This is a genomic window from Agriterribacter sp. (genome assembly GCF_035445465.1).
In the GTDB taxonomy this organism is placed as follows: domain Bacteria; phylum Bacteroidota; class Bacteroidia; order Chitinophagales; family Chitinophagaceae; genus Agriterribacter.
This window is the reverse complement of record NZ_DAOMQT010000012.1, coordinates 47,874-70,646: the sequence shown is the minus strand read 5'-3', so window position 1 is coordinate 70,646 and position 22,773 is coordinate 47,874. Positions and strand designations below refer to the sequence as shown.

At 41.7% G+C, this 22,773-nt stretch carries 15 protein-coding genes and 1 tRNA gene; 12 read left to right on the top strand and 4 right to left on the bottom strand.

Annotated features, from left to right (window positions below; genetic code table 11):
- Nucleotides 1-306 precede the first annotated feature (306 nt).
- A tRNA-Ala gene (locus tag PLE34_RS08635) sits at nucleotides 307-380 on the top strand.
- A gap of 55 nt (nucleotides 381-435) precedes the next feature.
- Here the strand turns inward: PLE34_RS08635 and PLE34_RS08630 are convergent.
- Complete coding sequence (locus PLE34_RS08630; protein WP_324555907.1) at nucleotides 436-696, bottom strand: DNA-binding protein; 261 nt, start codon at nucleotides 694-696, stop codon at nucleotides 436-438.
- Between the two features lie 550 nt (nucleotides 697-1,246).
- Here PLE34_RS08630 and PLE34_RS08625 point away from each other — a divergent pair.
- Complete coding sequence (locus tag PLE34_RS08625) at nucleotides 1,247-1,777, top strand: SOS response-associated peptidase (RefSeq protein ID WP_324555990.1); 531 nt, start codon at nucleotides 1,247-1,249, stop codon at nucleotides 1,775-1,777.
- Here PLE34_RS08625 and PLE34_RS08620 read toward each other — a convergent pair.
- The 3 genes from PLE34_RS08620 to PLE34_RS08610 are packed head-to-tail and all read right to left on the bottom strand — an operon-like array spanning nucleotide 1,774 to nucleotide 3,124.
- Nucleotides 1,774-2,037, bottom strand: a complete 264-nt coding sequence (locus PLE34_RS08620; protein WP_324555905.1) for a hypothetical protein — start codon at nucleotides 2,035-2,037, stop codon at nucleotides 1,774-1,776. The genes PLE34_RS08625 and PLE34_RS08620 overlap by 4 nt on opposite strands.
- Before the next feature lie 32 nt (nucleotides 2,038-2,069).
- The gene (locus tag PLE34_RS08615; protein ID WP_324555903.1) at nucleotides 2,070-2,489 is read right to left on the bottom strand and encodes a hypothetical protein; all 420 of its coding nucleotides are present in this window, start codon (nucleotides 2,487-2,489) and stop codon (nucleotides 2,070-2,072) included.
- Nucleotides 2,489-3,124, bottom strand: a complete 636-nt coding sequence (locus PLE34_RS08610) for an endonuclease III domain-containing protein (protein ID WP_324555901.1) — start codon at nucleotides 3,122-3,124, stop codon at nucleotides 2,489-2,491. Before PLE34_RS08610 ends, PLE34_RS08615 begins: the two co-directional genes overlap by 1 nt.
- Before the next feature lie 483 nt (nucleotides 3,125-3,607).
- Here PLE34_RS08610 and PLE34_RS08605 point away from each other — a divergent pair, with 483 nt between their 5' ends.
- The 10 genes from PLE34_RS08605 (at nucleotide 3,608) to PLE34_RS08560 (ending at nucleotide 22,705) form a co-directional block, all read left to right on the top strand.
- Entirely contained in the window at nucleotides 3,608-4,195 is a 588-nt protein-coding gene (locus tag PLE34_RS08605; protein ID WP_324555900.1) for an RNA polymerase sigma factor, read from the top strand.
- 125 nt (nucleotides 4,196-4,320) lie between these two features.
- Nucleotides 4,321-5,499: a FecR family protein gene (locus PLE34_RS08600; protein ID WP_324555898.1), complete on the top strand. Its 1,179-nt coding sequence runs from the start codon at nucleotides 4,321-4,323 to the stop codon at nucleotides 5,497-5,499.
- Nucleotides 5,500-5,868: 369 nt separating this feature from the next.
- Nucleotides 5,869-9,279, top strand: a complete 3,411-nt coding sequence (locus tag PLE34_RS08595; RefSeq protein WP_324555896.1) for a TonB-dependent receptor — start codon at nucleotides 5,869-5,871, stop codon at nucleotides 9,277-9,279.
- Between the two features lie 84 nt (nucleotides 9,280-9,363).
- Nucleotides 9,364-10,917 (top strand): RagB/SusD family nutrient uptake outer membrane protein, encoded by a 1,554-nt coding sequence (locus PLE34_RS08590; protein WP_324555895.1) that lies wholly within the window; start codon nucleotides 9,364-9,366, stop codon nucleotides 10,915-10,917.
- Between the two features lie 134 nt (nucleotides 10,918-11,051).
- Nucleotides 11,052-12,074 (top strand): twin-arginine translocation signal domain-containing protein, encoded by a 1,023-nt coding sequence (locus PLE34_RS08585; RefSeq protein ID WP_324555894.1) that lies wholly within the window; start codon nucleotides 11,052-11,054, stop codon nucleotides 12,072-12,074.
- A 53-nt stretch (nucleotides 12,075-12,127) separates the two neighbouring features.
- A complete protein-coding gene (locus PLE34_RS08580; protein ID WP_324555893.1) occupies nucleotides 12,128-14,794 on the top strand; it encodes a glycoside hydrolase domain-containing protein in 2,667 nt (888 codons plus the stop codon).
- 51 nt (nucleotides 14,795-14,845) lie between these two features.
- A complete protein-coding gene (locus tag PLE34_RS08575; RefSeq protein WP_324555892.1) occupies nucleotides 14,846-17,509 on the top strand; it encodes a glycoside hydrolase domain-containing protein in 2,664 nt (887 codons plus the stop codon).
- A gap of 49 nt (nucleotides 17,510-17,558) precedes the next feature.
- Nucleotides 17,559-20,264, top strand: coding sequence for a glycoside hydrolase domain-containing protein (locus PLE34_RS08570; protein WP_324555891.1), 2,706 nt, complete (start codon nucleotides 17,559-17,561; stop codon nucleotides 20,262-20,264).
- Nucleotides 20,265-20,327: 63 nt separating this feature from the next.
- A complete protein-coding gene (locus tag PLE34_RS08565) occupies nucleotides 20,328-21,287 on the top strand; it encodes a glycoside hydrolase family 88 protein (RefSeq protein ID WP_324555890.1) in 960 nt (319 codons plus the stop codon).
- A gap of 47 nt (nucleotides 21,288-21,334) precedes the next feature.
- Nucleotides 21,335-22,705: an aminotransferase family protein gene (locus PLE34_RS08560; RefSeq protein ID WP_324555889.1), complete on the top strand. Its 1,371-nt coding sequence runs from the start codon at nucleotides 21,335-21,337 to the stop codon at nucleotides 22,703-22,705.
- Nucleotides 22,706-22,773: the final 68 nt, after the last annotated feature.

Sequence of the window (22,773 nt, the reverse complement as noted above, 5' to 3'; positions counted from 1 at the left end):
GTCCGATTAAAGTTCTTATAAAAATATGGGGGTTTAGCTCAGCTGGCTAGAGCGTCCCGATGGAAATCGGGAAGGTTGCTGGTTGGAGCAGTCCGATTAAAGTTCTTATAAAAATATGGGGGTTTAGCTCAGCTGGCTAGAGCGTTTGCATGGCATGCAAGTCGTTTTGTCAATTTTTACTAATGTAAAATTTTGAAAATCAGCTCTTTGGAAAATAAAAAAAATGTCAAAAATATTTTTTAAAAACATTTTTAAAACTAAGCTTTGAACGTGTTTGATATGATTTGATATGGTGAGAAAAATAATGGGGGATTAGCTCAGTTGGCTAGAGCGCTAGCGTGGCACGCTAGAGGTCGTCGGTTCGACCCCGATATCCTCCACAAAAACGCCTCCAATCCGGAGGCGTTTTGCATTTAAGCCAATTAAATTTTAGGATTAAGATTTGTTCAGTACAACTTCGATCTCCTCATATTTGAAGAAGTTAATGCCACGAATTTTATTAGGATGTAACACATCGTTGATGCATAGGTTCTGAAGCGTGCCAGATGAAATACCAAGCATCGCTCTAACTTCGTGACTTCGTAACCATCTCTTTGATTCTTTTTTTTCAGCTTTAGGAATTATATTTTTAAGATCATTTAATAGTCTTACACGAAAATCCTCCAAATCCTCCTTCGTTACTATTTCAAGTGCCATAACGTTTCAGTTTCACGATTTGCGAAATTTTTAATCCCGACCAAACCTTTATACAGTCTGGATTAATTCGTTTCGATTGAAATCTATTTGTTCAAATAGGTCATTTGTTTGACAATTAAAGGAATTATCCTCACCATACTCCCCAAGAATTGATTGTAAGACGCCAAGTATTCAATGTACCCGTACTCCCGCAGTTCCTTAATGCTTCGGTGAAATGTTGCAGGTCCTGATATTTTACAGATAGGCATCACCTGCCTGCTAAATATATAAAAGGGTTCACTAAAGTGCTGGTCCTGCCAACACTTTAGCAATCCTGCATATAAACTGATATGAACCGGCGATAACCGCGGATCATCCAGTGCCCTCGTCAAGAAAGCATTCAATGTGCTCAATCCATCCATAAAACCAACTTTTCTAGCAGAGTTTTCACGCTACCTTTTGCCCCTTTTTACGACTTTTTTTTTGAGGCTTCATTTCCTCCGAATCATCTTCAGCCGTTCCTACAGATTGCTTTTGATCCTTTTTTATTTCCTGCTTTGTTTCCTGATTAATACTAACTTATACCACCCTGAATGCCACCAGTGAACAGTTGTTGGAGAAAATGTATAAGGATGCAACTTTGCATAGGCGCTGCCTGGTGCTCTCTGCTGGGTTTTACGAATGGCGTCACGTGCAGGTTGTAGGGAAGAGCGGTAAGCTTTTGAAAATCCCTGAGAAGTATCCTTATCACGTTGTGATGGTAAATCAGCCTGAATTCTATATGGCAGGCATTTGGCAACCCAATACAAATTTGGATACAGGGATTACCACCGATACATTTGCTCTCATTACCACCACCGCAAATACGCTGATGAAGCAGATACATAACAGTAAGGAACGTATGCCTACCGTATTACCAGGTGATTTGGCACAAGCATGGTTGTATAAAGACCTCAGCGATCAGGAAATATTAGATATTGCAAACTACCAGGTAGCATCTGCAGAAATGAAAGCAACACCTTTGCATAAAGATTTTTTGAAGCGCGATAACCCGCATGAGGAAGTAATTTATGAGGAAGTGCCGGAGTTGGTATATTCTTAATTGCCTTTTTGTTGGTGGGAGTTCATATATTCCTCGATCAGCCTCCCCACACCTTCGGCTTCTTTCTGCCTGCCTTCCGGCATCGAAGTCCAGAAACGGCTTGCATTAAAATCTTTTGCCCGAACGACAAGGAGTGGTTTGCGTTCGCTGCTGAAACTTACGTGAAAAGCCAGCCGGTCCTGCATGTCAACAGGCCGAATATTCAACACTGTATTGCCATGGGTAATCTGAAATGGCCGGTCTGGAAATAAGGAATCCATATTCAAATTTAATTAAAACGAATAGGGACAGGTTAATGCTTCGCTAAATGAGCCATAATTTCATCAGCAATCACCGAATAATCAATATCCTCAAATCTGAAATCTTTGAGCGGAGTTCCTGCGCAATACTTTGACACTTCGTCTGCGAAGGCCTGTTGCGACAATGTAACCAATTCCCGCAATACTGCGCGGTCATTTTCTCCTTCGGGAAGGATAAAAACTACCTGGATGGCGTCCATTTCCAATACTCTTGCACTGGTGAACTGATCATCAACCGCGCCATTCCAGTAAAGATAAATTTTATAGCCGCCAATATGCTTCGGCAAAGGGCTGATTAAAGGAGTTACATGAATATAATTCGAGCTGACGAATGTCTCGCCTTTCATACTTTTCCTATACTCCTCGTTGAGCATGTGTTTATGCACTTCCAAATCGATAATTTCATACTGCATTAGCTGGCAATGAGATTTTGATAATAGGCACAAACCTTTTTCATAAGACAAACTTCGCAAAGCGGTTCCGGACGACAAATCTCTCGACCCAAAAATGACATGCACATGCCGGCGTCCCATTCAGATTCAGGGAGGATAGCCATCATCTCTTTTTCCATCTTATCGGGTTTGTCCTCCCCTACAATACCAAGCCGCGGTGCTACCCGTATCACATGCACATCCACCACAATTCCTTCTGCTTTTGCTTTGGCAAAACGTTTGATGACATTGGCAGACTTTCTACCGATACCAGGCAGGTTGACCAATTCATCCATAGTTAGCGGAATGGCACTATCTTTTTTCAGTAAGTGCGCAATCTGGGCCAGCCATTTTGCTTTGTTTCCAAAACTCCGGACTTTGGAGATATACGGGTACAGATCTTCAGGTTGGACTTTTGCAAGCGCGGCCATTGTGGGAACCGCTTTGAACAGAGCTGGTGCCAGTTGGTTGATCAACACGTCTGTAGTTTGTGCAGATAGTACCACCATCACCAGCATTTCATACAAATTTTTAGCTTCCAGCGGATGCTTTGCAGTCTTGTATTTTTTGATGAGCGGTTTCATGGCAGCGGGCCAGTTAACTGTGGGCTTTTTCATGCGATTATGCTTTATCCTTTGTGGAATAAATGTAAGGAATTTTATAGGGGAGATGATTAGAGCGTTAAGGGATTCGGATTGTATAAAATCAAAAGTTCCTCCTATTTCTTATCTTATCCCCTAAGGCGTTATGAGGTTGATGCGAAACCTGGTTATAAATTACCTTTGTAAATTGTGTTAAGTTTCGAAAAGTTACGCCCTGCGTAGAAGCATTGGCGATTGTTGCGGCATTTGAAAACCATCCGCCTTGCCCCAAAGTTTAATAAATATATTGACCTGCAGATGAAATCAAACTTAATTTATATGCTATAATGGAACTGAAGCTCAAAAGCGATTCGATGTGAGCACCTGCATCCAATCCGCCATAAGCAATAAGCTTGCTTAAAGGGAGTCATATTTAGGTTTTCCTTTATATGGAGTCTTGGTATGCCGTTTATTATTCGAAAATCTCTTATGTTTACAATAAGATTTTAACCCTTTTATTTGTACAGCCAGCACTCATATACAGACAATGAATTATTCACCCTGATCTCTGAGGGAGATGAGAATGCTTTTGAAATGCTGTTTAATGCATATGTTCCGCGCGTTCAACCCGTCATTCTTCAGATCGTAAAATCAGAGAGTGTTGTAAAAGACATTGTACAAGATGTATTTCTCAGACTATGGCTCAACAGGGTAAAACTGGCAGATATTGAGCAGCCTAAAAATTATATTTTCAGGATTGTTTACAACCAGTCGTTTAAATATTTACAGAAGCTTATTGTGCGGGAAAAGGCTGCTTCGGTGTTTGAATTGGAAAAGAGTTCTGTATCTATGGAGCATGTGTTGGATATGGCTGAAGTGCGCCGGATGGTAGAGACTGCTATTCAAGCCCTTCCGCCCCAATCCCGCCAGATATATCATATGAACCGGATATCCGGATTCAAACCTCAGGAAATATCTGACGAGCTTGGCATTTCCGTACAAAGTGTTCGCAATTCACTCACACGATCAGGCAAAACCATACGCGAGCATCTTGAAAAACAGGGCATTGTTATTCCAATGGTTTTGCTGATGCTTGCATTGCAATAATTTTTTTGAATGGTATGAGTATATTTTCATTGTTAGCCGGTCGTCTATATAAAGCGGTTTGAAGAAAGAGCGACTACAACGTGTTTTATTATTCACCGTTTTTTAAGAGATTACAAACATTGAATTTGAAACAAGAAGAAGTAAAGCAATTACTCGAAAGAGTGAAACATTCCTCAGCAACGGATGAGGACTGTGATCGCCTCATGGCATTATTAAGTGGCGATCAATCCGCTGAATTCATCATTTATGCTACCAGGTATTATGAGGAGCAACACCTGTCGTTTGAACAACCTGATGATTCGATATGGAAAAATATTTTCGAAAAAATTGTTGGCGTAGACAAAAAAGTGTTAAGTAATAAGCCCGAAACTCCTGTACATAGCATTTCTTTTTTCCGTCGTTATTGGGCAGTTGCTTCAGTAACGGTATTACTATTACTTGCTGCTGGTGCTTATTTCTGGACAGGCAATAAAGGCAATAAGGCTCAAACCCTTGTGAAGGCTAACGCACAAGAAATTAAGCCCGGGCATGAAGGCGCTATTTTAACCTTGGCTGATGGGTCCAAAGTATTGCTGGACACCATTCATAGCGGCACAGTAGCGCTGCAGTCCGGTGTAACTGCAAAAGTAAAGAATGGGGCACTTGTATATGAGGGGACAGGCTCTGAGGTCGTATATAATGCAGTGCAAACTCCCAAGGGGAGGCAGTATCATCTCACGTTACCTGATGGTTCTGAGGTTTGGTTGAATTCGTTGAGTTCAATTCGCTACCCAACCTCATTTAGGGGGAAGGAACGTAGGGTGGAAATTACAGGTGAAGCTTATTTTGAAGTGGCAGAAAAGAAAGGACTTCCTTTTCATGTTAAAATCAACGATATGACATCGGTAGAAGTGATGGGTACGCACTTTAATATTAATTCTTACAGTAATGAAAGAAGTATCAATACCACATTAATTGAAGGCAGTGTAAAGGTAACCGGAAATATTAGTCATGCATTGTTGAAACCAGGGCAGCAGGCACGGGTAAAAGATCGTATTGATATATATGTTGATGTGGATATAGACCAGGTAATGGCATGGAAAAATGGGTTGTTCGATTTCGAAGGACTGAGTATCACAGAAATAATGCGCCAACTGGAACGCTGGTATGATATTGAAGTAGAATTTGAAAATGGTGTCAAAGATAATATAAGATTTACCGGAGGTATTTCAAAAGGAGTGACGTTGAATCAACTATTGGAGGCATTAGAAGTTTTGGATATTCACTTTCAATTGGATGGGAGAAGGCTGATAATAAAACCTTGAATCTTTTAAATGCCCAGAGCAAATGACACTCAACATACCCGCTAAAATTGTCGACACACCAGGCTAATTGATAAATAAAATTAAATGTAATGTAATCGAAAATATAAACTTGTAGGAATGTTATTATAATAAATAATAAAATAAACGAGTTAGCCCTTAATGCAAACCGCCCCGGCGTGGGACCCGGAGCGGTAATGTTTGGGCTGATCAAAAGGACGGAAATCCATTTTTAACAACCTAAACCTTTCGCAATTTATGCAAAAAAATGCAAATTGTAGATCGCATTCTTTTATAAGGTATCTCTCTATTAACGGAGCTACCATATTTCAGCGGTGGGAATTGCGGCTACCAATTCAAACTCTGCGTGCTATGAGGCTGCTTTGTTTCTTCCTGTTTGTATCTTTTCTCAGCGTGTACGGGAAAAGCAGTGCCCAGCAGATTACTTTATCTGGCAAAAATCTTTCCCTTAAAAAAATATTTTCGGTCGTCAAAGAGCAAACTGGATATGTTTTATTCAGTAAGACTGAATTATTAGAACAGTCCAGACCTGTCACTATTGATGCGAGGGACATGCCGTTACAATCTTTTTTGGAAGAAGTACTCAAAGATCAGCCATTAAGTTATTTAATCCGTGACAAAACAATCTTCCTATATCAAAAAAATGCGTTTCCAGGGGGAGATCAATTCAAAATTTCTTCTATTCAGACCGAAATATTAAAAGTAGCCGTTAGCGGACGCGTTTCTGATGAAAACAATAAGCCAATACAGGGTGTCAGTGTGATGATAGATGGTACGAATGACGGAACAACTACAGATAGTCTCGGAAAGTACCATTTGGACGTTCCTGATGTTGATGCGACGATTGTCTTTAGTGCAATTGGTTTTAATGCTTTAAAAGTCAAAGTAAACGCTCAGACTGTTATAAATGTTACATTAACTGCACAAAATGTAGTGATGGAGGACATTGTTTTTGTTGGGTACGGTGCTCAAAAGAAGAAAAACATTACTGGTGCAATTTCGTCTGTCGATTCGAAAGTTCTTCAAGATCGGGCAAATGTCACAATTGCGGGGGCTCTACAGGGGATAGTACCTAACCTTAACATCAGTAACAATACCGGAAGTCCAGGTATAGCATCTTCTATTAACATTCGCGGAAACACTTCAATAAATGGCGGGAGTCCTTTAGTGCTGGTCAATGGTGTACCTATGGATGTGAATCTGGTAAATCCAAATGATGTGGAGAGCGTTTCTGTATTAAAAGACGCTTCATCTGCAGCTATTTATGGAGCTCGAGGCGCATATGGGGTAATCCTTATTACTACCAAAAATGGGAAGAAGGGAGACAAGCCTGTAATCTCCGTGGATGCAAACTATACCATTAATACGCCGACTGTTTTCCTGGAAACGATGGACGCTATGGAACGTCTGATCTACATGAACATTGGAAATCAATACGAGAATGGTCAGAACTATTATGACGACTATCATCAGGCAGCTATTATAGCTCACTATAATGATCCTTCTGCCCCAACTATTATTAAGAACCCTAATCGTGGGAGTGTGAATGGAATAAATATATGGGATATGGCTGACAATACAGACTGGATGCGGGCGATGCAGCGGAAGAGCTATTCCACAGGACAATACAACGTTAGTGTTTCAGGGGGCTCTGATAAATTTGACTATTATACCTCTTTGAGCCATATGAATCAGCAGGGTATAGCAAGGCATTTTGATGAAAAATATAAGCGTACCAATGCACTGGTGGACTTAAATTACAAAGTACTCGATTGGATTAAGATAGGCACGAAAGTATCTGTTGCTAATTCAAACAAGCTTTTTCCACCTTTTGATTTAGGGTATCGCAGAGATGAAACATACCTGATGTTTCATTATGCACTTTGGCCCACATTTCCGACGCGTCTGCCCGGAGGAGGATGGCCCAATCTTGATGGCGTTTCCAATCCAGTGCAGCAACAGGCAGAGGGTGGATATAACTCGAACAAAATACAGGACACCTGGTTATCAGGAAATGTTAGACTAACACCATTAAAACACACCTCTTTTAACCTTGATTATTCTGTAAACAAAAGAAATGAAATTGGTTTGGAATATATGAGGAATTTACCTTTTCATGACAGAGAAGGAAATGTGGATGGTTATTATTATGGTTCCGTTCCCAATTCAATAAAAAAGAGATCCTATCAGTCAGCTTATAATGTACTAAATGCCTATGCTGATTACGAAAATACATTTGGTGAACTTCATTATGTTAAAGTGATGGCTGGCTTCAACCAGGAATACGCAGAAAATAATTGGTTTTCTGCTCAACGTAGAGACCTGATTCTGGATGGTATACCTTATATAAGTCTTGCAAGTGGCCAGAATTTTACTGCAGATGCGGCTTCTGAAACTGCACTAAGGGGAGCTTATAGTAGATGGAATTACATTTTCGATAACAGGTATATTTTTGAAATGAATTTCCGTTATGATGGAAGTTCCAAATTTCCAAAGAAAGACAGGTTTGCACTATTCCCGTCTGTGTCTATCGGTTGGCGTGTAGATAATGAAGCTTTCTTTTCCAAACTGAAACCGGTTGTTAATTTATTTAAACTTCGGGCATCATATGGTAGCCTTGGAAATCAGGCTGTGCCAGGAAATTATCCCTATATCAGCAACTACAGTGCTTCGCAGGTCAACTATACATTTGGAGGAGAAAGACCTATGGCAGTTTATGCACCGGGCCTGGTGAGTGCCACATTAACCTGGGAAACAGTTACTCAAATGAATCTTGGAGTTGACTTTGCCATGTTTAAAAACAAACTGAATGGCTCCTTCGATTATTATACCCGCACAACCAAAAATATGTTGACTCTCTCTGAGAGGCTGCCATCTATATTAGGTGTCAGGGAACCAAATTCAAATGCCGCAGACATGAAAACTAAAGGCTTTGATTTGAGTTTGGGTTGGACCGAAAAGGTAGGACAGGTAAGCTATGGTGCTTCAATCATTTTGTCGGATTACAGTGCTGAAATCACAAGATTCAGCAACCCTTCAGGACTGCTTTCAAGTTATTATGCCGGGCAGAAGATGGGAGAGATATGGGGTTTTGAAACAGGCGGATTGTTTCAGACAAATGAGGAAGCGCTGGCATTAGATCAAACAAAAATAAGTGGCAGACCTCGTATAGCCGGTGATTTATGGTTTGTTGATAAAGATGGAGATAAAGAAATTACGAGAGGCGACAATACCTTATCTAATCCCGGTGATCAACGTGTAATTGGCAATAGCACACCACGATATTCATATGGCGTTCGCTCGAATATTGCCTGGAAAGGATTTGATTTAGTAGTTTTCTTTCAGGGCGTAGCCAAGCGTCAGGTTCGAATCGATCCTTCTATCCAATCATTTTTTCTTAGCCAGTATATGGATGAATGGGTACTGTATCCAAAGATTGGTGTTGACTACTGGACGCCGGAGAATCGTGATGCATATTTTCCCAGACCTTTGTTTACCGGAGATAGGGGGGATATTTCTGCCACTCAAACCCGCTTTTTGCAAAACGGAGCTTATCTGCGACTCAAACAACTTTCTCTTTCATATTCCCTTCCACAGCAACTGACCGGGAAGGCAAGTCTTCGAAATGTACGCTTCTATTTAACAGGCACTAACCTTTTGACATTTACAAAGATGGTTGAGACTGTGGATCCTGAGTTGGATGCTCCTAACAGATATCCATTAAGCAAGTCCCTTACATTAGGACTAAAGGCCGATTTTTAAAGAATAAACTGTAATAAGATGAATAAGCTATTATATATAATCATATTATCGTCGCTGTTTTTTTGCGGATGTAATCGCGACTTTATGGAACGTTATCCATTAGACGCAATTAGTGATGCTACCTATTGGAAGGCTCCTTCTGAAATTAAGATGTATGCCAATCAATTTTATGAAGACCTGTATGGTCCTCGGAGTTTTATGAAGGATTACAAAACAGATGACATGGCGCCGACTACACGCGATTCGTATGTCTGGAGCGAAACAACTGTTCCATCTTCAGATGGAGGATGGGGAAAAGCAGATTGGTCAAAGATCCGTAGCTGCAACTTTGCACTAGCACGAATTGAAACAATGGAGAAAACAAATGAGGCGTTGATGTACGAAGGTGAAATTAGATTTTTCAAATCATTTTATTATTTCAATAAAATAAAATCGTTTGGTGACGTACCCTGGTTAGATAAAGATCTTCAAACCAATTCTGAAGAGTTGTTTAATGCACGGAGCCCCAGGTTAGAAGTAGTTCAACATATAATGGAGGATTTGGATTTCGCTATTCTTCATTTACCTGAACAGTCTCCTGATGACCGTTTATCCAAATATGCTGCATATGCACTAAAAGCAGAAATGTGTTTGTATGAAGGAACATTTATGAAATACCACGGTTTGACGGGAGACTATGAATCATTGTTAAGGGCATCAGTAGCGGCCAGCGAAGCAATTATCAATTCGGGTTTGTTTGAAGTGTATAGTACGGGTAGTCCCAATGAAGATTTTTTCAATTTGTTCGTAAAACATGAGCTGAAGGGAAATATAGAAGGGATAATGATTCAAAGATTTCTTATTGATATCCGGACACATAATTTGACCCGTGATCTGGCTGAGCCATACACGGGATATACTAAAGATTTTGTTGAGTCTTTTCTTTGTAAGGATGGGCTTCCTATCGGCGTAAGTTCGTTGTATCAGGGAGATAATAGTTTTGATGCTGAATTTGTTGATCGCGATCCGCGTATGAAACAATCTGTATACAATTCAGATCGCCCGTTTCGTATTTTCAATGATGGCACAACGTATATGAAGCCGTTACCGGAATTTGTAAATACTTTATCACCTACGAGTTATTTTATATTAAAAGGATTTTCACCTTTTGAAAAGGATGGTGAAAAGGAACGTTGTGAAATAGACCTGTTTACTTTTCGTTATGGAAAACTTTTGCTTGACTATGCTGAAGCAAAAGCCGAGTTAGGTGAATGTACCCAGGATGTGCTAGATGTTTCAATCAATAAGTTGCGAGACAGGGTCAATATGCCTCATATGAATGCTACTATAAATTTTGTTGATCCTAACTGGCCCAATTGGGAAGTGCCTGTTTCCCCATTGATTAATGAAATCAGACGTGAAAGACGTATTGAAACCTGTGCTGAAGGAAGGAGATGGGATGATCTGGTAAGATGGAAAGCAGGTAAAATACTTGAGGAGGGGAAGACAATTTTGGGAGCTCGTGAACCTAATAGCGGCCAACTACAGGTTTTGTATCCGGGGAAAACGCGTAACTGGGCAGATAAGTTGTACCTGCTTCCTATTCCATTAGAAGATTTAGCTATGAACTCCAAGCTAACGCAAAATCCTGGCTGGTAAACTGCCGTTCACATTTTTGATGAAAGATTATCGCTGATTTCGCGCGTCACTGTTTCTATCTACGGAACAGTGTTAGGAGAAGTTTTGCCAATTCTAAAAAGAGAACACAATTTATAATCACTAAAAATGCAAAAATGAAGAATCAACTAGCTGCCAGTAGAAGAAATTTCCTAAAATCCGCTGGTTTACTCTCTACAGGTGCTTTGACAGCCGGTTCGGCGATGATTTCATCATGCTCCCAGGGACAATCTGCTGCGGCTCCGGCTCCGGCAGGTGAAAAAGTTCGCGACCGGTTTTGGATTTTCACTAACGCCGAGGGTACAGATGATCATCGAATAGAGAAATACAATATCCGCGGCGGTTCGCGCATGTCGCCCGCAGAAAGCGCATACTGGCTGGGTATTTCAAATATCCAATTTATCAGGGATCAGAATTTACCGGCCTATCCCAACACCGAAGAAGGGCATACAAAAAACAGCTATGAGCAATATGCTATTTCTTTCGAACCACTGAATCGTGTAGGATGGTCGGTGATAGGAAGCGGCGGCGCAGGAAATATGGATGAATTGAATTACGTGCTCGACCTGGCAAAGAAGTATCCTAATATTTCCTCAGTTTTTCTCGACGACTTTATAATTGATCATAATGCAGTGAATAGTTACGGAGTTAAAACCGGTAGGCTGGCATTAAGTCCCGAACAATTAACTGAAGTAAAGTCTAGAATGACTGCGGTGAACAAGAACATGGAATTGTGGGTAACCTTATATACCGACGCACTTAACCCCGGCACGCCACACGGGTACGATGTAAATCCTGCTTTGCCAACCTTTATTGACAAGTTTGATGTTGTTTCGTTGTGGACCTGGCGCTCAGAAGAAATTGTTGACATCGAAAAAAATCTGGCGAAACTGGAAGCCATCGCAAAAGATAAAACGAAAATAGCACTGGGAATTTATGTCTGGGACTATCCTGCCGGAAAAGTAATACCACTGGATCTGATGAAACACCAGTGTGAACTTGGACTCAAATGGCTCAAAGAAGGACGCATTCACAATATGATATTTCTTGGAAACACGCTCTTCGATTTCGGATTCGAGAGTGTTAACTACATCAAGAAATTTATAGCAGAAGTGGGCGACGAAGTGCTCGTTTCCTGATCAGCATTATCATATTCCTATTCAAAATTTACACAGACTGTATTGATTGAATCATGCGATTCAGTATAATTTCCATATTACTTTTTGTATCCGTTTTTGCTTTTTCGCAGGAGGGATATTTGTCAACATCTCTTGCATTGCAGAAGTATGGGGGGAAATTGTCTGATCGATCGTTTCTGGCTTTTCCTGAAGTTCGCGAGCGCCCGTTATTATGGATCGATTCCATTCCGGAAAAAGGTTTTCATGGCGTTGTATCAGGTAATGCCTACACACTAAAAGCCAACCCTGGTGAATTTTTTGTGTTTCAGTTAGGCATCTGGGCGCTTCGCAATAATGCATCCAACATAAAAGTTGAGTTTTCATTATTTGCCTCTACCAATCGTCAGCAGATTTCATCATCCAGGATGACCTGTTTCAATACGGGGGGTACAGATTATCTGGGCAGAACATTTACAAAAGTTGTAGATGTTGCCGAAGGTCAGGTACAGCCACTTTGGTTGGGAATAGATCTTCAGGGAGTAGAGAAAGGTTCGTACAGTGGCAGTATTTCGGTAATCTCAAATAAAGGCCGTCAAAAAATACCTGTTGTGTTGGAAGTTGAGGGACAGGTGGTCCCTAATCATGGATATGATGAGGGCAAGCGCCTTTCCCGTTTATACTGGTTAAACAATTACACCCTGGGTGTAAATGATGAAGTAACCAAAGGATACACGCCTGTTGAAGTGGAAGGTAATACGGTGCGGATCCTTGGACGTAGTTTGAAAGTGGGCAGGTATGGTTTGCCCGAAACGATCGAAAGTTATTTCGGTCAATCAAATCAATTACTCGTTGAATACGGCGAGCCTGTTGTAAACAAATCATTCCGTTTTGTAGTAGAGAAAGACAATGGAGAGAAGATTTACCTAGAACCGGGAAAATTATCACTTACTAAGCACAGCGCATCACGTGCAGAATGGAGTGTGTTAAGCACTTCATCAGAAATGGATGTGGTGTGCAAAGCGCAAATGGAATTTGACGGATTAGTGGAATACCGGATCACGGTGAAAGCAAAACTGCCTTTCCGGGTAAAAGATATTCGTTTAGAAGTGCCCGTTACAAAAGAGAAGGCAACATATATGATGGGCCTGGGGCATGAAGGTGGATTACGTAAACCCAATTGGAAATGGCAATGGGACGTTGAAAATAATCAGCAGGATATTCTTTGGATTGGAGCAGTAAATGGCGGAATGCGAATAAAGTTGAAAGCTGAAAACTATAAAGCTCCTCAATGTGACGGGTTTTATGAATTTGGCAGGCTGAATCTTCCTCCATCGTGGGGCAATGAAAATAAAGGTGGGGTTATTGTAATCGATACGCCAGAAGGCGATGTGCTGGTGAATGCTTTTTCCGGTAGTCGTTCAATGGCGAAGGGACAAGAACTGAACTACGATTTCGAATTATTGCTTACCCCTTTTAAGATAATAGATAGGGAAATAAAATTTAACGACCGGTATTTCCAGGATTTACCTAATTGTCCCGAACTACCCGATCCCGGCTATAACAGTACTAGGGCAGATTTCAAAATAGAGCTGGCTAAAAAATCGGCATCCAACATTCTCAACTTACATCACGATGTAGATATCTATCCATTCATCAACTATCCGATGCTGGATGAAACAGCAGGAGATATCAAAACATTCGTAAGTAATGCGCATCGGAACAAACTCCGTGTAGGGTTATACTACTCGATAAGATTACTAACAGTACACCAGCCGGAGTTCTGGGCTTTTAATAGTCTTGACAACGAGATTTTATCTCCAGGATCAGGAAACACACACCTGAAAAATATTAGCAAAGAAGATCCAAGAACATGGCTTCTTCATAACATGCGCGGCCGAAAGTATGAGCCCGCCAATTATGAAACAATGGAAGAGGGAAAGTTTAAAGGATTGTCTGATGTTTCTGTTATTACTAATCCTGCATCGCGTTTAGACAATTTTTATATCGGTGGTTTCGATTGGATGGTTCGCAACTTTAACGTTGACGGTTTCTTCTACGATGAAACAAACCTGAACCGCGTTACGATGCAAAGAGCAAGAAAAATACTTGATCGGCATCGTCCCGGTGGTCGCCTCGACCTGCATAGCCATCATCATTATAGTAAAGGTTGGGGACTGAATAGCTGTCTAAATTTTTACATGGGCCTTCTCCCTTATTTAAACTATGTGTGGATAGGCGAGAAACATGACTACAGCCGTTTGCCGGATTATTGGCTGATTGAATTCTCGGGTATTCCTTTCGGGCTGCCGGGCCAAATGCTATGGGATGGAGGTAATCCTTGGCGGGGTATGGTATACGGCATCACAAAACGTGAGGGGTGGCGGCCAATCGAAAAACATTCACCAGCAGGGATGTGGAAATTCTGGGATGAACATTCATTCTCAAAAAAAACCATGATCGGCTATTGGGAAAAGAATAGTCCAGTTGAAACAATGGATGACCTGGTTAAGGCAACAACTTATATAGGAGAAAACGAAGTGGTAGTGGCTATTGGAAACTGGTCCGACAAAGACCGCCAGGTTAGGTTGCAGGTAGATTGGCAGCGTCTCGGTCTGGATAAATCAAAAGTGAAAATTACGATACCGGAGATAAAAGATCTTCAACCGGCTCAATCACTAACATCATTAAATGAATTGAAGATGCCGGGTGGAAAGGGTTATTTGATAGTGATTAAAAGTTAGCAGCAGGCAATTTATTTATATCACAAATAGACATTACTAACGGATAAGACTATGCACATAAAATTATTTTATTTACTGCTTTTCGTTCCTGGGATTGTTTTATCGCAGGAAGGGTTTTTAACAACTTCGTCCGCATTGCAGAAGTATGGCGACAGGTTGTCGAATCGTTCATTTATGGCTTTCCCTGAAGTTCGTGAACGGCCGTTGATACCGATTGACGGCGTACCTGAAAAAGCCATTGATAACGCACTTTCCGGAATTCCTTACACGTTGGTGGCGAACCCGGGAGAATATTTTGTTTTCCAGGTAGGTGTCTGGGCTCTTCATAACACTGCTCCGGATATCAAAGTTGAGTTTTCTTCATTTGCGTCAAAGGGTCGCAAATCGATAGCTCCTTCACAGATGACGTGTTTCAATACAGCGGGCACCGATTATACGGGTCGGGCATTTACAAAAGGTATAGATGTTGCCGAGGGCAAGGTGCAATCACTGTGGATAGGAGTAAATCTGCAGGGAATAGACAGAGGAGAATATACTGGAAAGGTAACGGTAAACTCAAAGGGTACCCGGCAGGTAATACCTGTTGTGTTGAAAGTTGAGGGAGATGCAATTCCTAATCATGGATATGATGAAGGCAAACGTCTCTCACGTTTAAACTGGTTGAACAATTACACACTGGGTGTAAGTGAAGAAGTAACCAAAGGATATACTCCTGTTGAAGTGAAGGGGAATACGGTGAACATACTTGGCCGCAGTTTAAGAGTGGGTAAGGATGGATTGCCGGAGACAATCGAAACTTATTTCGGTCCATCGAATCAATCACTGGTTCAGCATGGTGAGCCGATTGTAAATAAATCATTCCGTTTTGTAGTAGAGAAAGAGAGTGGAGAGAAGATATACCTAAAGCCGGGCAAATTAACAATCAACAGGCGTAGTGCATCGCGTGCAGAGTGGAGTGTATTAAGTACTTCACCAGAACTGGATGTAGAGTGCAAAGCGCAAATGGAGTATGATGGATTTGTTGACTACCGGCTCAAAGTAAAAGCCAAGGTTCCATTGCAGATAAAAGACATTCGTTTGGAAGTGCCCGTAACAGCAGAGAAGTCGAAGTATATGATGGGGTTGGGTCATGATGGAGGATTTCGCAAGCCTGACTGGAAGTGGCAATGGGATGTAAACAAAAATCAGGACATCCTCTGGTTAGGAGCAGTAAATGGTGGTATGCGGATAAAACTCAAAGCAGAAAACTATATCCTACCTCATTGCGATTCATACTATGGTTTCAGAAAACTAACCCTTCCTCCATCGTGGGGTAATGAAAATAAAGGCGGTGTTGTGGTAAATGATGCACCAGAAGGCGATGTGCTGGTGAATGCTTTTTCGGGAAGTCGTTCAATGGAAAAGGGACAGGTGTTGAACTACGACTTTGAATTATTGCTCACTCCTTTTAAGGTTATCGACAGAGATATAAAATTCAATGACAGGTATTTTCAGGATTTACCCAATTGCCCGGAACTGCTTGACCCAGGGTACAACAGTACAACTGCCGATGTTAAGATCGGGCTCGCAAAGAAATCGAACGCCAATTACCTGATTGTGCATCACGATGTAGACATCTATCCGTTTATTAATTATCCCAGCATGGATGAGAATACTACGGATCTGAAAAACTTCGTAGCAAAAGCTAACAGGGAAAATTTAGGAGTACGTCTTTATTACACTACACGATACCTTACCGTGCATCAACCAGAATTCTGGGCATTCAACAGCCTCAACAACGAAATAATTCTTCCCGGCCCAGGAGAAAAACTCTTGTCAAAAATAAAGCCGCATGATCCGAGAAACTGGTTCCTGAAAAATATGAAAGGACGGCAATTTCTCTCCGGTAATTACGAAAGTATGGAGGAGGGAAGATTTACGGGTGTATCAGATTTGTCTGTTGTTACACCTCCGGGCACACGGTTAGATAATTTTTATATCGGCTACTTCGACTGGATGGTTCGCAATCTAGGAGTAGATGGATTTTTCTATGATGAAACGAGCCTGAACCGCATCACACTAAGACGTGCAAGAAAAATATTGGACAGCTATCGCACCAACGGCAGGTTAGACCTGCATTCTTATAATCATTACAACAAGGGTAGAGGATTTGCTAACAGTGTGAATTTTTATATGGAGTTGCTGCCATATTTCGACTTCACATGGATTGGTGAAGGGCAGAGTTACGACAGTTCACCAGATCGCTGGTTAGTAGAACTTTCAGGTATTCCTTTTGGAGTGCCAGGCCAAATGTTATGGGAAGGAGGAAATCCCTGGCGGGGTATGGTGTATGGTATTACCAAGCGCGAAGGATGGAGACCGATCGAATTAAATCCTCCAACAGGCATGTGGAAGTTCTGGGATGAACATTCGTTTTCAAAAAAGACAATGATCGGTTATTGGGAAAAAAATAACCCTGTACAATGCGCAGATTCATTAATTAAAACATCAGTGTACACCGGTGGAGGTGAAGTGATTCTGGCTATCGGTAACTGGTCCGAGCAGAACCGCGAGATAGCGCTCAAAATAGACTGGGAACGCTTAGGCCTGGATAAATCAAAAGTGAAGATTGAGATTCCGGAGATCGGAGATTTCCAATGGGCGAGATCATCGATCAACCTCGACCAGTTTTTTGTTCCCGGAGGCAAAGGATATATAATCATTTTGAAACCATAGCTATTTCATGATAAGGATACATTCGATCATTTCAAAACGTAAAAAAATTATGCTACTACTGAAAGTTCTTTCCATTTCCATATTCTTTTTTCTTCCCGCTTTTGTTTTTTCTCAACAAGGATATTTGTCGACCTCAACTGCATTGCAGAAGTTTGACGGAAAAATATCCAGTCGTTCATTTGTTGCATTTCCGGAAGTGCGTGAACGTCCGCTGATTTGGATTGATTCCATTCCTGAAAAAGGAGTGAGTGATATTATTGCTAATAAAGCCTATACTTTACAGGCTAACCCTGGCGAGTACTTCGTTTTTCAGGTGGGTGTTTGGGCAATTCGCAATGCATCAGACGTTAAAGTGGAATTTTCCTCACTTGTTTCCAAAGAAAAAAAGTCAATTGCGCAGTCGAAGATGACATCCTTCAATACCGGAGGTATTGATTTCAACGGCAAGCCATTTACGAAGGTGGTGAACGTTCCGCAAGGAGAAGTACAATCGCTTTGGTTGGGAGTGGATCTGCAGGGAGTAGAGAAAGGTTTGTACAGTGGTAAGCTATCAGTAGTTTCAAAAGGTTCCCGTCAAACAATACCAGTGGTGTTGAAAGTTGACGGAGAAGTTATTCCGAATCATGGATATGATGAAGGCAAACGTCTCTCACGTTTAAACTGGCTGAATAATTACACATTAGGTGTTAATGAAGAAATAACAAAAGGTTATACACCCGTTGAAGTGCAGGGAAATTCCGTTCGTATCCTGGGCCGCAGCTTGAAAGTAGGTAAAGATGGATTCCCGGAATTAATTGAAAGCTATTTCAGTCCGTCGAACCAGTCACTGGTGAAGCAGGGCGAACCGATCGTTAATAAATCTTTCCGTTTTGTAGTTGAGAAACAGAATGGCGAAAAGATTTATTTGAAGCCGGGCAAGCTGTTACTCAGCAAGCGCAGCGACTCACGCGCGCAGTGGAGTGTGTCGAGCACTTCGCAGGAACTCGATTTGGAATGCAGTGCGCAAATGGAATATGATGGTTTTGTTGACTACCGGATTAAGGTGAAAGCCAAAGTTCCGTTACAAATAAAAGATATCCGTTTGGAAGTGCCTGTAACAGCAGACAAGTCTGCATATATGATGGGACTGGGGCACGAAGGAGGATTGCGAAAACCTGATTGGAAATGGCAATGGGATGTTTCTAAAAATCAGGACATCCTCTGGGTAGGTGGCGTAAACGGTGGTATGCGAATAAAACTCAAAGCAGAAAACCACGTAGGTGCCATTTGCGATGTATTCTATGAGTTTGGCAAACTAAATCTTCCTCCATCATGGGGCAACGGCAATAAGGGAGGCGTTCATGTAAACGAAGGTCCCGATGGCGATGTATTGGTGAATGCTTTTTCGGGCAGCCGTTCAATGGCGAAGGGACAAGAGCTGAACTACGACTTCGAACTATTGATTACTCCGTTGAAAGTAATAGACCGTGACATAAAATACAATGACCGTTTTTTCCATGATTTGCCTAATTGTCCGGAGTTGCCCGATCCTGGGTACAACAGCACAAATGCAGAATTGAAAATTGGGCTGGCAAAGAAAGTGGGCGCCAATATACTCACCATACATCATGACGTGGATATTCTTCCTTTCATCAACTATCCATGCATGGATGAGAATATCGGAGATATAAAATCCCTGGTGTCCAATGCTGAAAAGCAAGGGTTAAAAACAAGGTTATACTATACCACCCGATTCATGACGGTTCATCAGCCGGAGTTCTGGGCATTCAACAGCCTTAATAACGAAATCGTATCTGCAGGACCAGCGGAAGAATATCTGTCGAAGGTTGAACAACTTAAAAAGGGTGAATATATGTCGCGGTTCACAGAACTTCCCGAGCACCGGAAATGGATGTTGAAATATTTGAGGGGTAGAAAGTATATCGCGGCTAACAGTGAAACAATGGAAGAAGGCAGATTTGCCGGCGTTAATGATATATCTGTAGTAACGCCTCCCGGTACAAGGTTAGATAATTTTTATATCGGATATTTCGACTGGATGGTGCGTAACCTCGGCGTGGATGGTTTCTTCCTGGATGAAGCAACGCTCAGCAGAGGCACACTTCGACGGGCAAGGAAAATACTTGATGGCTATCGTTCTAATGCCAAACTCGATCTGCATAGTCTTAATCATTTCTCTAAGAAATGGGGCATGACCAGTTGTCTGAATCTCTACATGGATTTGCTTCCGTACCTCGATTTCACCTGGATTGGTGAAGGGCGAAACTACGATCGTGAGTCAGATCATTATTTGGTAGAAATATCGGGAATTCCTTTCGGTGTGCCTGGTCAGATGCTGGCCGGAGGAGGAAACCCCTGGCGTGGAATGGTATATGGCATGACTAAAAGATCTGATTGGATTCCGGTTAGGGTTCATTCGCCTTCAGGTATGTGGAAATTCTGGGATGAACATTCGTTTACAAAAAAAATAATGACAGGTTATTGGGAGAAGGATTGTCCTGTGAAAAGTACGGATGAATTGATAAAGGCAACTGTGTATAAAGGAGGGAAGGAAGTAGTCATTGCCATTGCAAACTGGTCCGACAAAGATCGTAATGTATCACTTCAAATCGATTGGGCAGGTTTGGGATTAGATGCATCCAAAGTTCAAATTACTATACCTGAAATAGCCGATTTCCAAAACCATCAGTCATTAACCTCTCTGAATAATTTAAAAGTGCCCGGTGGAAAAGGTTATGTGCTGGTTTTAAAATAACAACAGGCTATCAAACTAAAAGTTATCGTCAACATTCAAAACAAAAATTAAAAAATAAAAACTATGAAGGAGCGTAAAGAAGAATTTAAAAAAGCATGCGCGAAAGCAGTGGAGTACCAGATCAGTTTTCAACTGCCCGATGGCGGATACATCTGGGATGGATATCCTATCGATGCTTTTCACAAGCAGGCGCTGTCGTGGCAGCTTGGCGGACATCATGTGGAAGCATTGAAGCTTTTGAATTGGATTGTAGAGGCAAAGAAATTACGCGCAGATGGTCAGTTAGAACAATACAAAGGTGACAATTATAAGCATGCATGGTTTTTTCAGGGTGCACATTTGTTAGGACGTTTTGATCTCTCGTACCCGGTAATGTCTTATCTGCGTTCGCAGGTTACAGAATGTGGAGGTTTGCCACATTTTGACGGAGACGAGCTTGTACGTGCACTTTCAACAGCATGGACAGGCGTAGGCGCTCTATATTTTGGAGATCTTGAACTGGCTACCAAAATTGCTAATTGTTGTATCAGCATGCTGAAACAGCAACCCAGAAAGGATAGGTTTTATTTTCAGATGACAAGAGACGGTAAACTGGCTACCGAGTCTGTAAATCCGGATGCACAATTTATTGATACCACACAGCCGCGGCAATGTTACTGGGAAGTTGGTTTCGCGATGTTATTGATGTGTAAAATGTATGAGGCAACTAAGGATAATGCTTATTTGGATCATGCCAAAGGCTTCCTCGAGTTCAAGCTGCGTTGCTTTAAGGATAATTTTTCTTTCTGGGGCAGTGGAAAAAGCGCGCTTGCCGCCGCCAATTACTATAAACTAACCGGCGATGAAAGAGCCAAAGAAGCGGCGCTGCAATTCTGTCGCTTTGTTGCCGACACTCAAACAAAAGAAGGTGGGTTCAGGTATGAAGACGAACCGGATGAACTGATTATTTACGTTGACCATGCGGCATGCTTCAGCGTTTGGGCAGGCGAGAGTCTCAAGATATTTGAAAGCCTTGAGTCTTAATACGAGTGTTCTGTATAATCAATTGTATCATTTTTATTTAGGTTAATATGAATTTGACAAAATATACCGATCGGGAGAAAGAGGAGTTAATTAAAATTGGTTTAGAAAATGTTATCACCCATTGGGCCGACAATGATGACTTAAGAAAAGAGCCTAAAGTATTTGCGGCGGGTGAGGGATGTTATGTGTATGACATCAACGGACGTAAATACCTCGATACATTTTCGTCGCTTATAACAAGCATCATTGGGCACAACAGGCCGGAAATAAAAAACGCCGTTGTTGAGCAGATGGATAAGTTGGCTTTCTTCCCGAATTATCATGATTCGTTTAGTGTTCCATTAATACAACTTGCAAAAAAGCTAAGTGAAATAATGCCGGGCGATCTGGAAGTAAGTTTTTTTGTAAACAGCGGATCCGAAGCAAATGAAACGGCAATAAAACTCGCCAGGCAATATTTCTGGCAAACCGGAAAGCGTAAAAAGTATAAAGTGATTTCCCGGAAAAACTCCTATCACGGAACTACTATTGCTGCTGCATCTTATTCCGGATTTCCATCCCTGTGGGAGTTTCTGGAGCCCACCGTGTCTGGTCAATTATATTCCACGGCACCCAACCGCGCATTAGAAGCTGATCAGAAAGATGGAGGAGATGCGATCTTAAAAGAGATGGAAGAATTAATCATCAGGGAAAGTGCAGATACCATCGCTGCATTGATTATGGACCCGGTGCCGGGCTCAAACAGCGGTTATCCCATTCCTCCCGACGGCTATCTGCAGAAGGTTCGCGACCTGTGCAACAAGTACGATATCTTCTTGATTTTCGACGAAATCCAAACTGGTTTTGGTAAAACAGGAAAATGGTTTGCCTGTGAGAACTGGAACGTTACGCCAGATGTTATAACTGTTAGTAAAGCGTTGACCGCGGGATACGCTCCTTTAGGTGTTGCTGTTACTACTAAAAAAATCGCGAGCGTGTTTAAGCAGGAAGCTGGTACTGAGTTCAGAAGCGGCAGTACTTACGGTGGTCATCCTGTTTCGTGTGCAGTTGCACTGGCAAACATCGAGATCATGGAGAAAGAAAATCTGATTCAAAGAGCTGCCGATTCCGGCAAGTATATCAAACAGGAATTGGAAAAGCTATTCAAATACAAAGTTGTTTCAAGGCTTCAGGGAATGGGTATGATCTGGGCGCTCCGGCTCGGTGCGGATAGGGAAAACAACACCGACCTCGATCCTAAATTGAAGGTCGGCACATTCATACGCGATTATTGTTGGGAGAATGGAATGATTCTCCGAAATAATGCGGAAACCCTGGTGATCGCACCTGCTATCGTGATGACGAAAGCAGAGATTGACACAATGATCGGCACAATAGAGAAAGGTATTGTTGCCGCGATAAAACATTTTGGATTGTAGCTGACATTTTATTCTGCATAAATGCATGCCTGATTCGACCCAGGTACTAATACCGGTTTAAACTTTTG

Coding starts and splice junctions, on each gene's coding strand:
- PLE34_RS08590 (WP_324555895.1), top strand. CDS start 9,364: ATGGAACGTTATCCATTAGACGCAATTAGTGATGCTACCTATTGGAAG.
- PLE34_RS08595 (WP_324555896.1), top strand. CDS start 5,869: ATGAGGCTGCTTTGTTTCTTCCTGTTTGTATCTTTTCTCAGCGTGTAC.
- PLE34_RS08570 (WP_324555891.1), top strand. CDS start 17,559: ATGCTACTACTGAAAGTTCTTTCCATTTCCATATTCTTTTTTCTTCCC.
- PLE34_RS08620 (WP_324555905.1), bottom strand. CDS start 2,037: ATGGATTCCTTATTTCCAGACCGGCCATTTCAGATTACCCATGGCAAT.
- PLE34_RS08565 (WP_324555890.1), top strand. CDS start 20,328: ATGAAGGAGCGTAAAGAAGAATTTAAAAAAGCATGCGCGAAAGCAGTG.
- PLE34_RS08580 (WP_324555893.1), top strand. CDS start 12,128: ATGCGATTCAGTATAATTTCCATATTACTTTTTGTATCCGTTTTTGCT.
- PLE34_RS08560 (WP_324555889.1), top strand. CDS start 21,335: ATGAATTTGACAAAATATACCGATCGGGAGAAAGAGGAGTTAATTAAA.
- PLE34_RS08630 (WP_324555907.1), bottom strand. CDS start 696: ATGGCACTTGAAATAGTAACGAAGGAGGATTTGGAGGATTTTCGTGTA.
- PLE34_RS08575 (WP_324555892.1), top strand. CDS start 14,846: ATGCACATAAAATTATTTTATTTACTGCTTTTCGTTCCTGGGATTGTT.
- PLE34_RS08610 (WP_324555901.1), bottom strand. CDS start 3,124: ATGAAAAAGCCCACAGTTAACTGGCCCGCTGCCATGAAACCGCTCATC.
- PLE34_RS08615 (WP_324555903.1), bottom strand. CDS start 2,489: ATGCAGTATGAAATTATCGATTTGGAAGTGCATAAACACATGCTCAAC.
- PLE34_RS08585 (WP_324555894.1), top strand. CDS start 11,052: ATGAAGAATCAACTAGCTGCCAGTAGAAGAAATTTCCTAAAATCCGCT.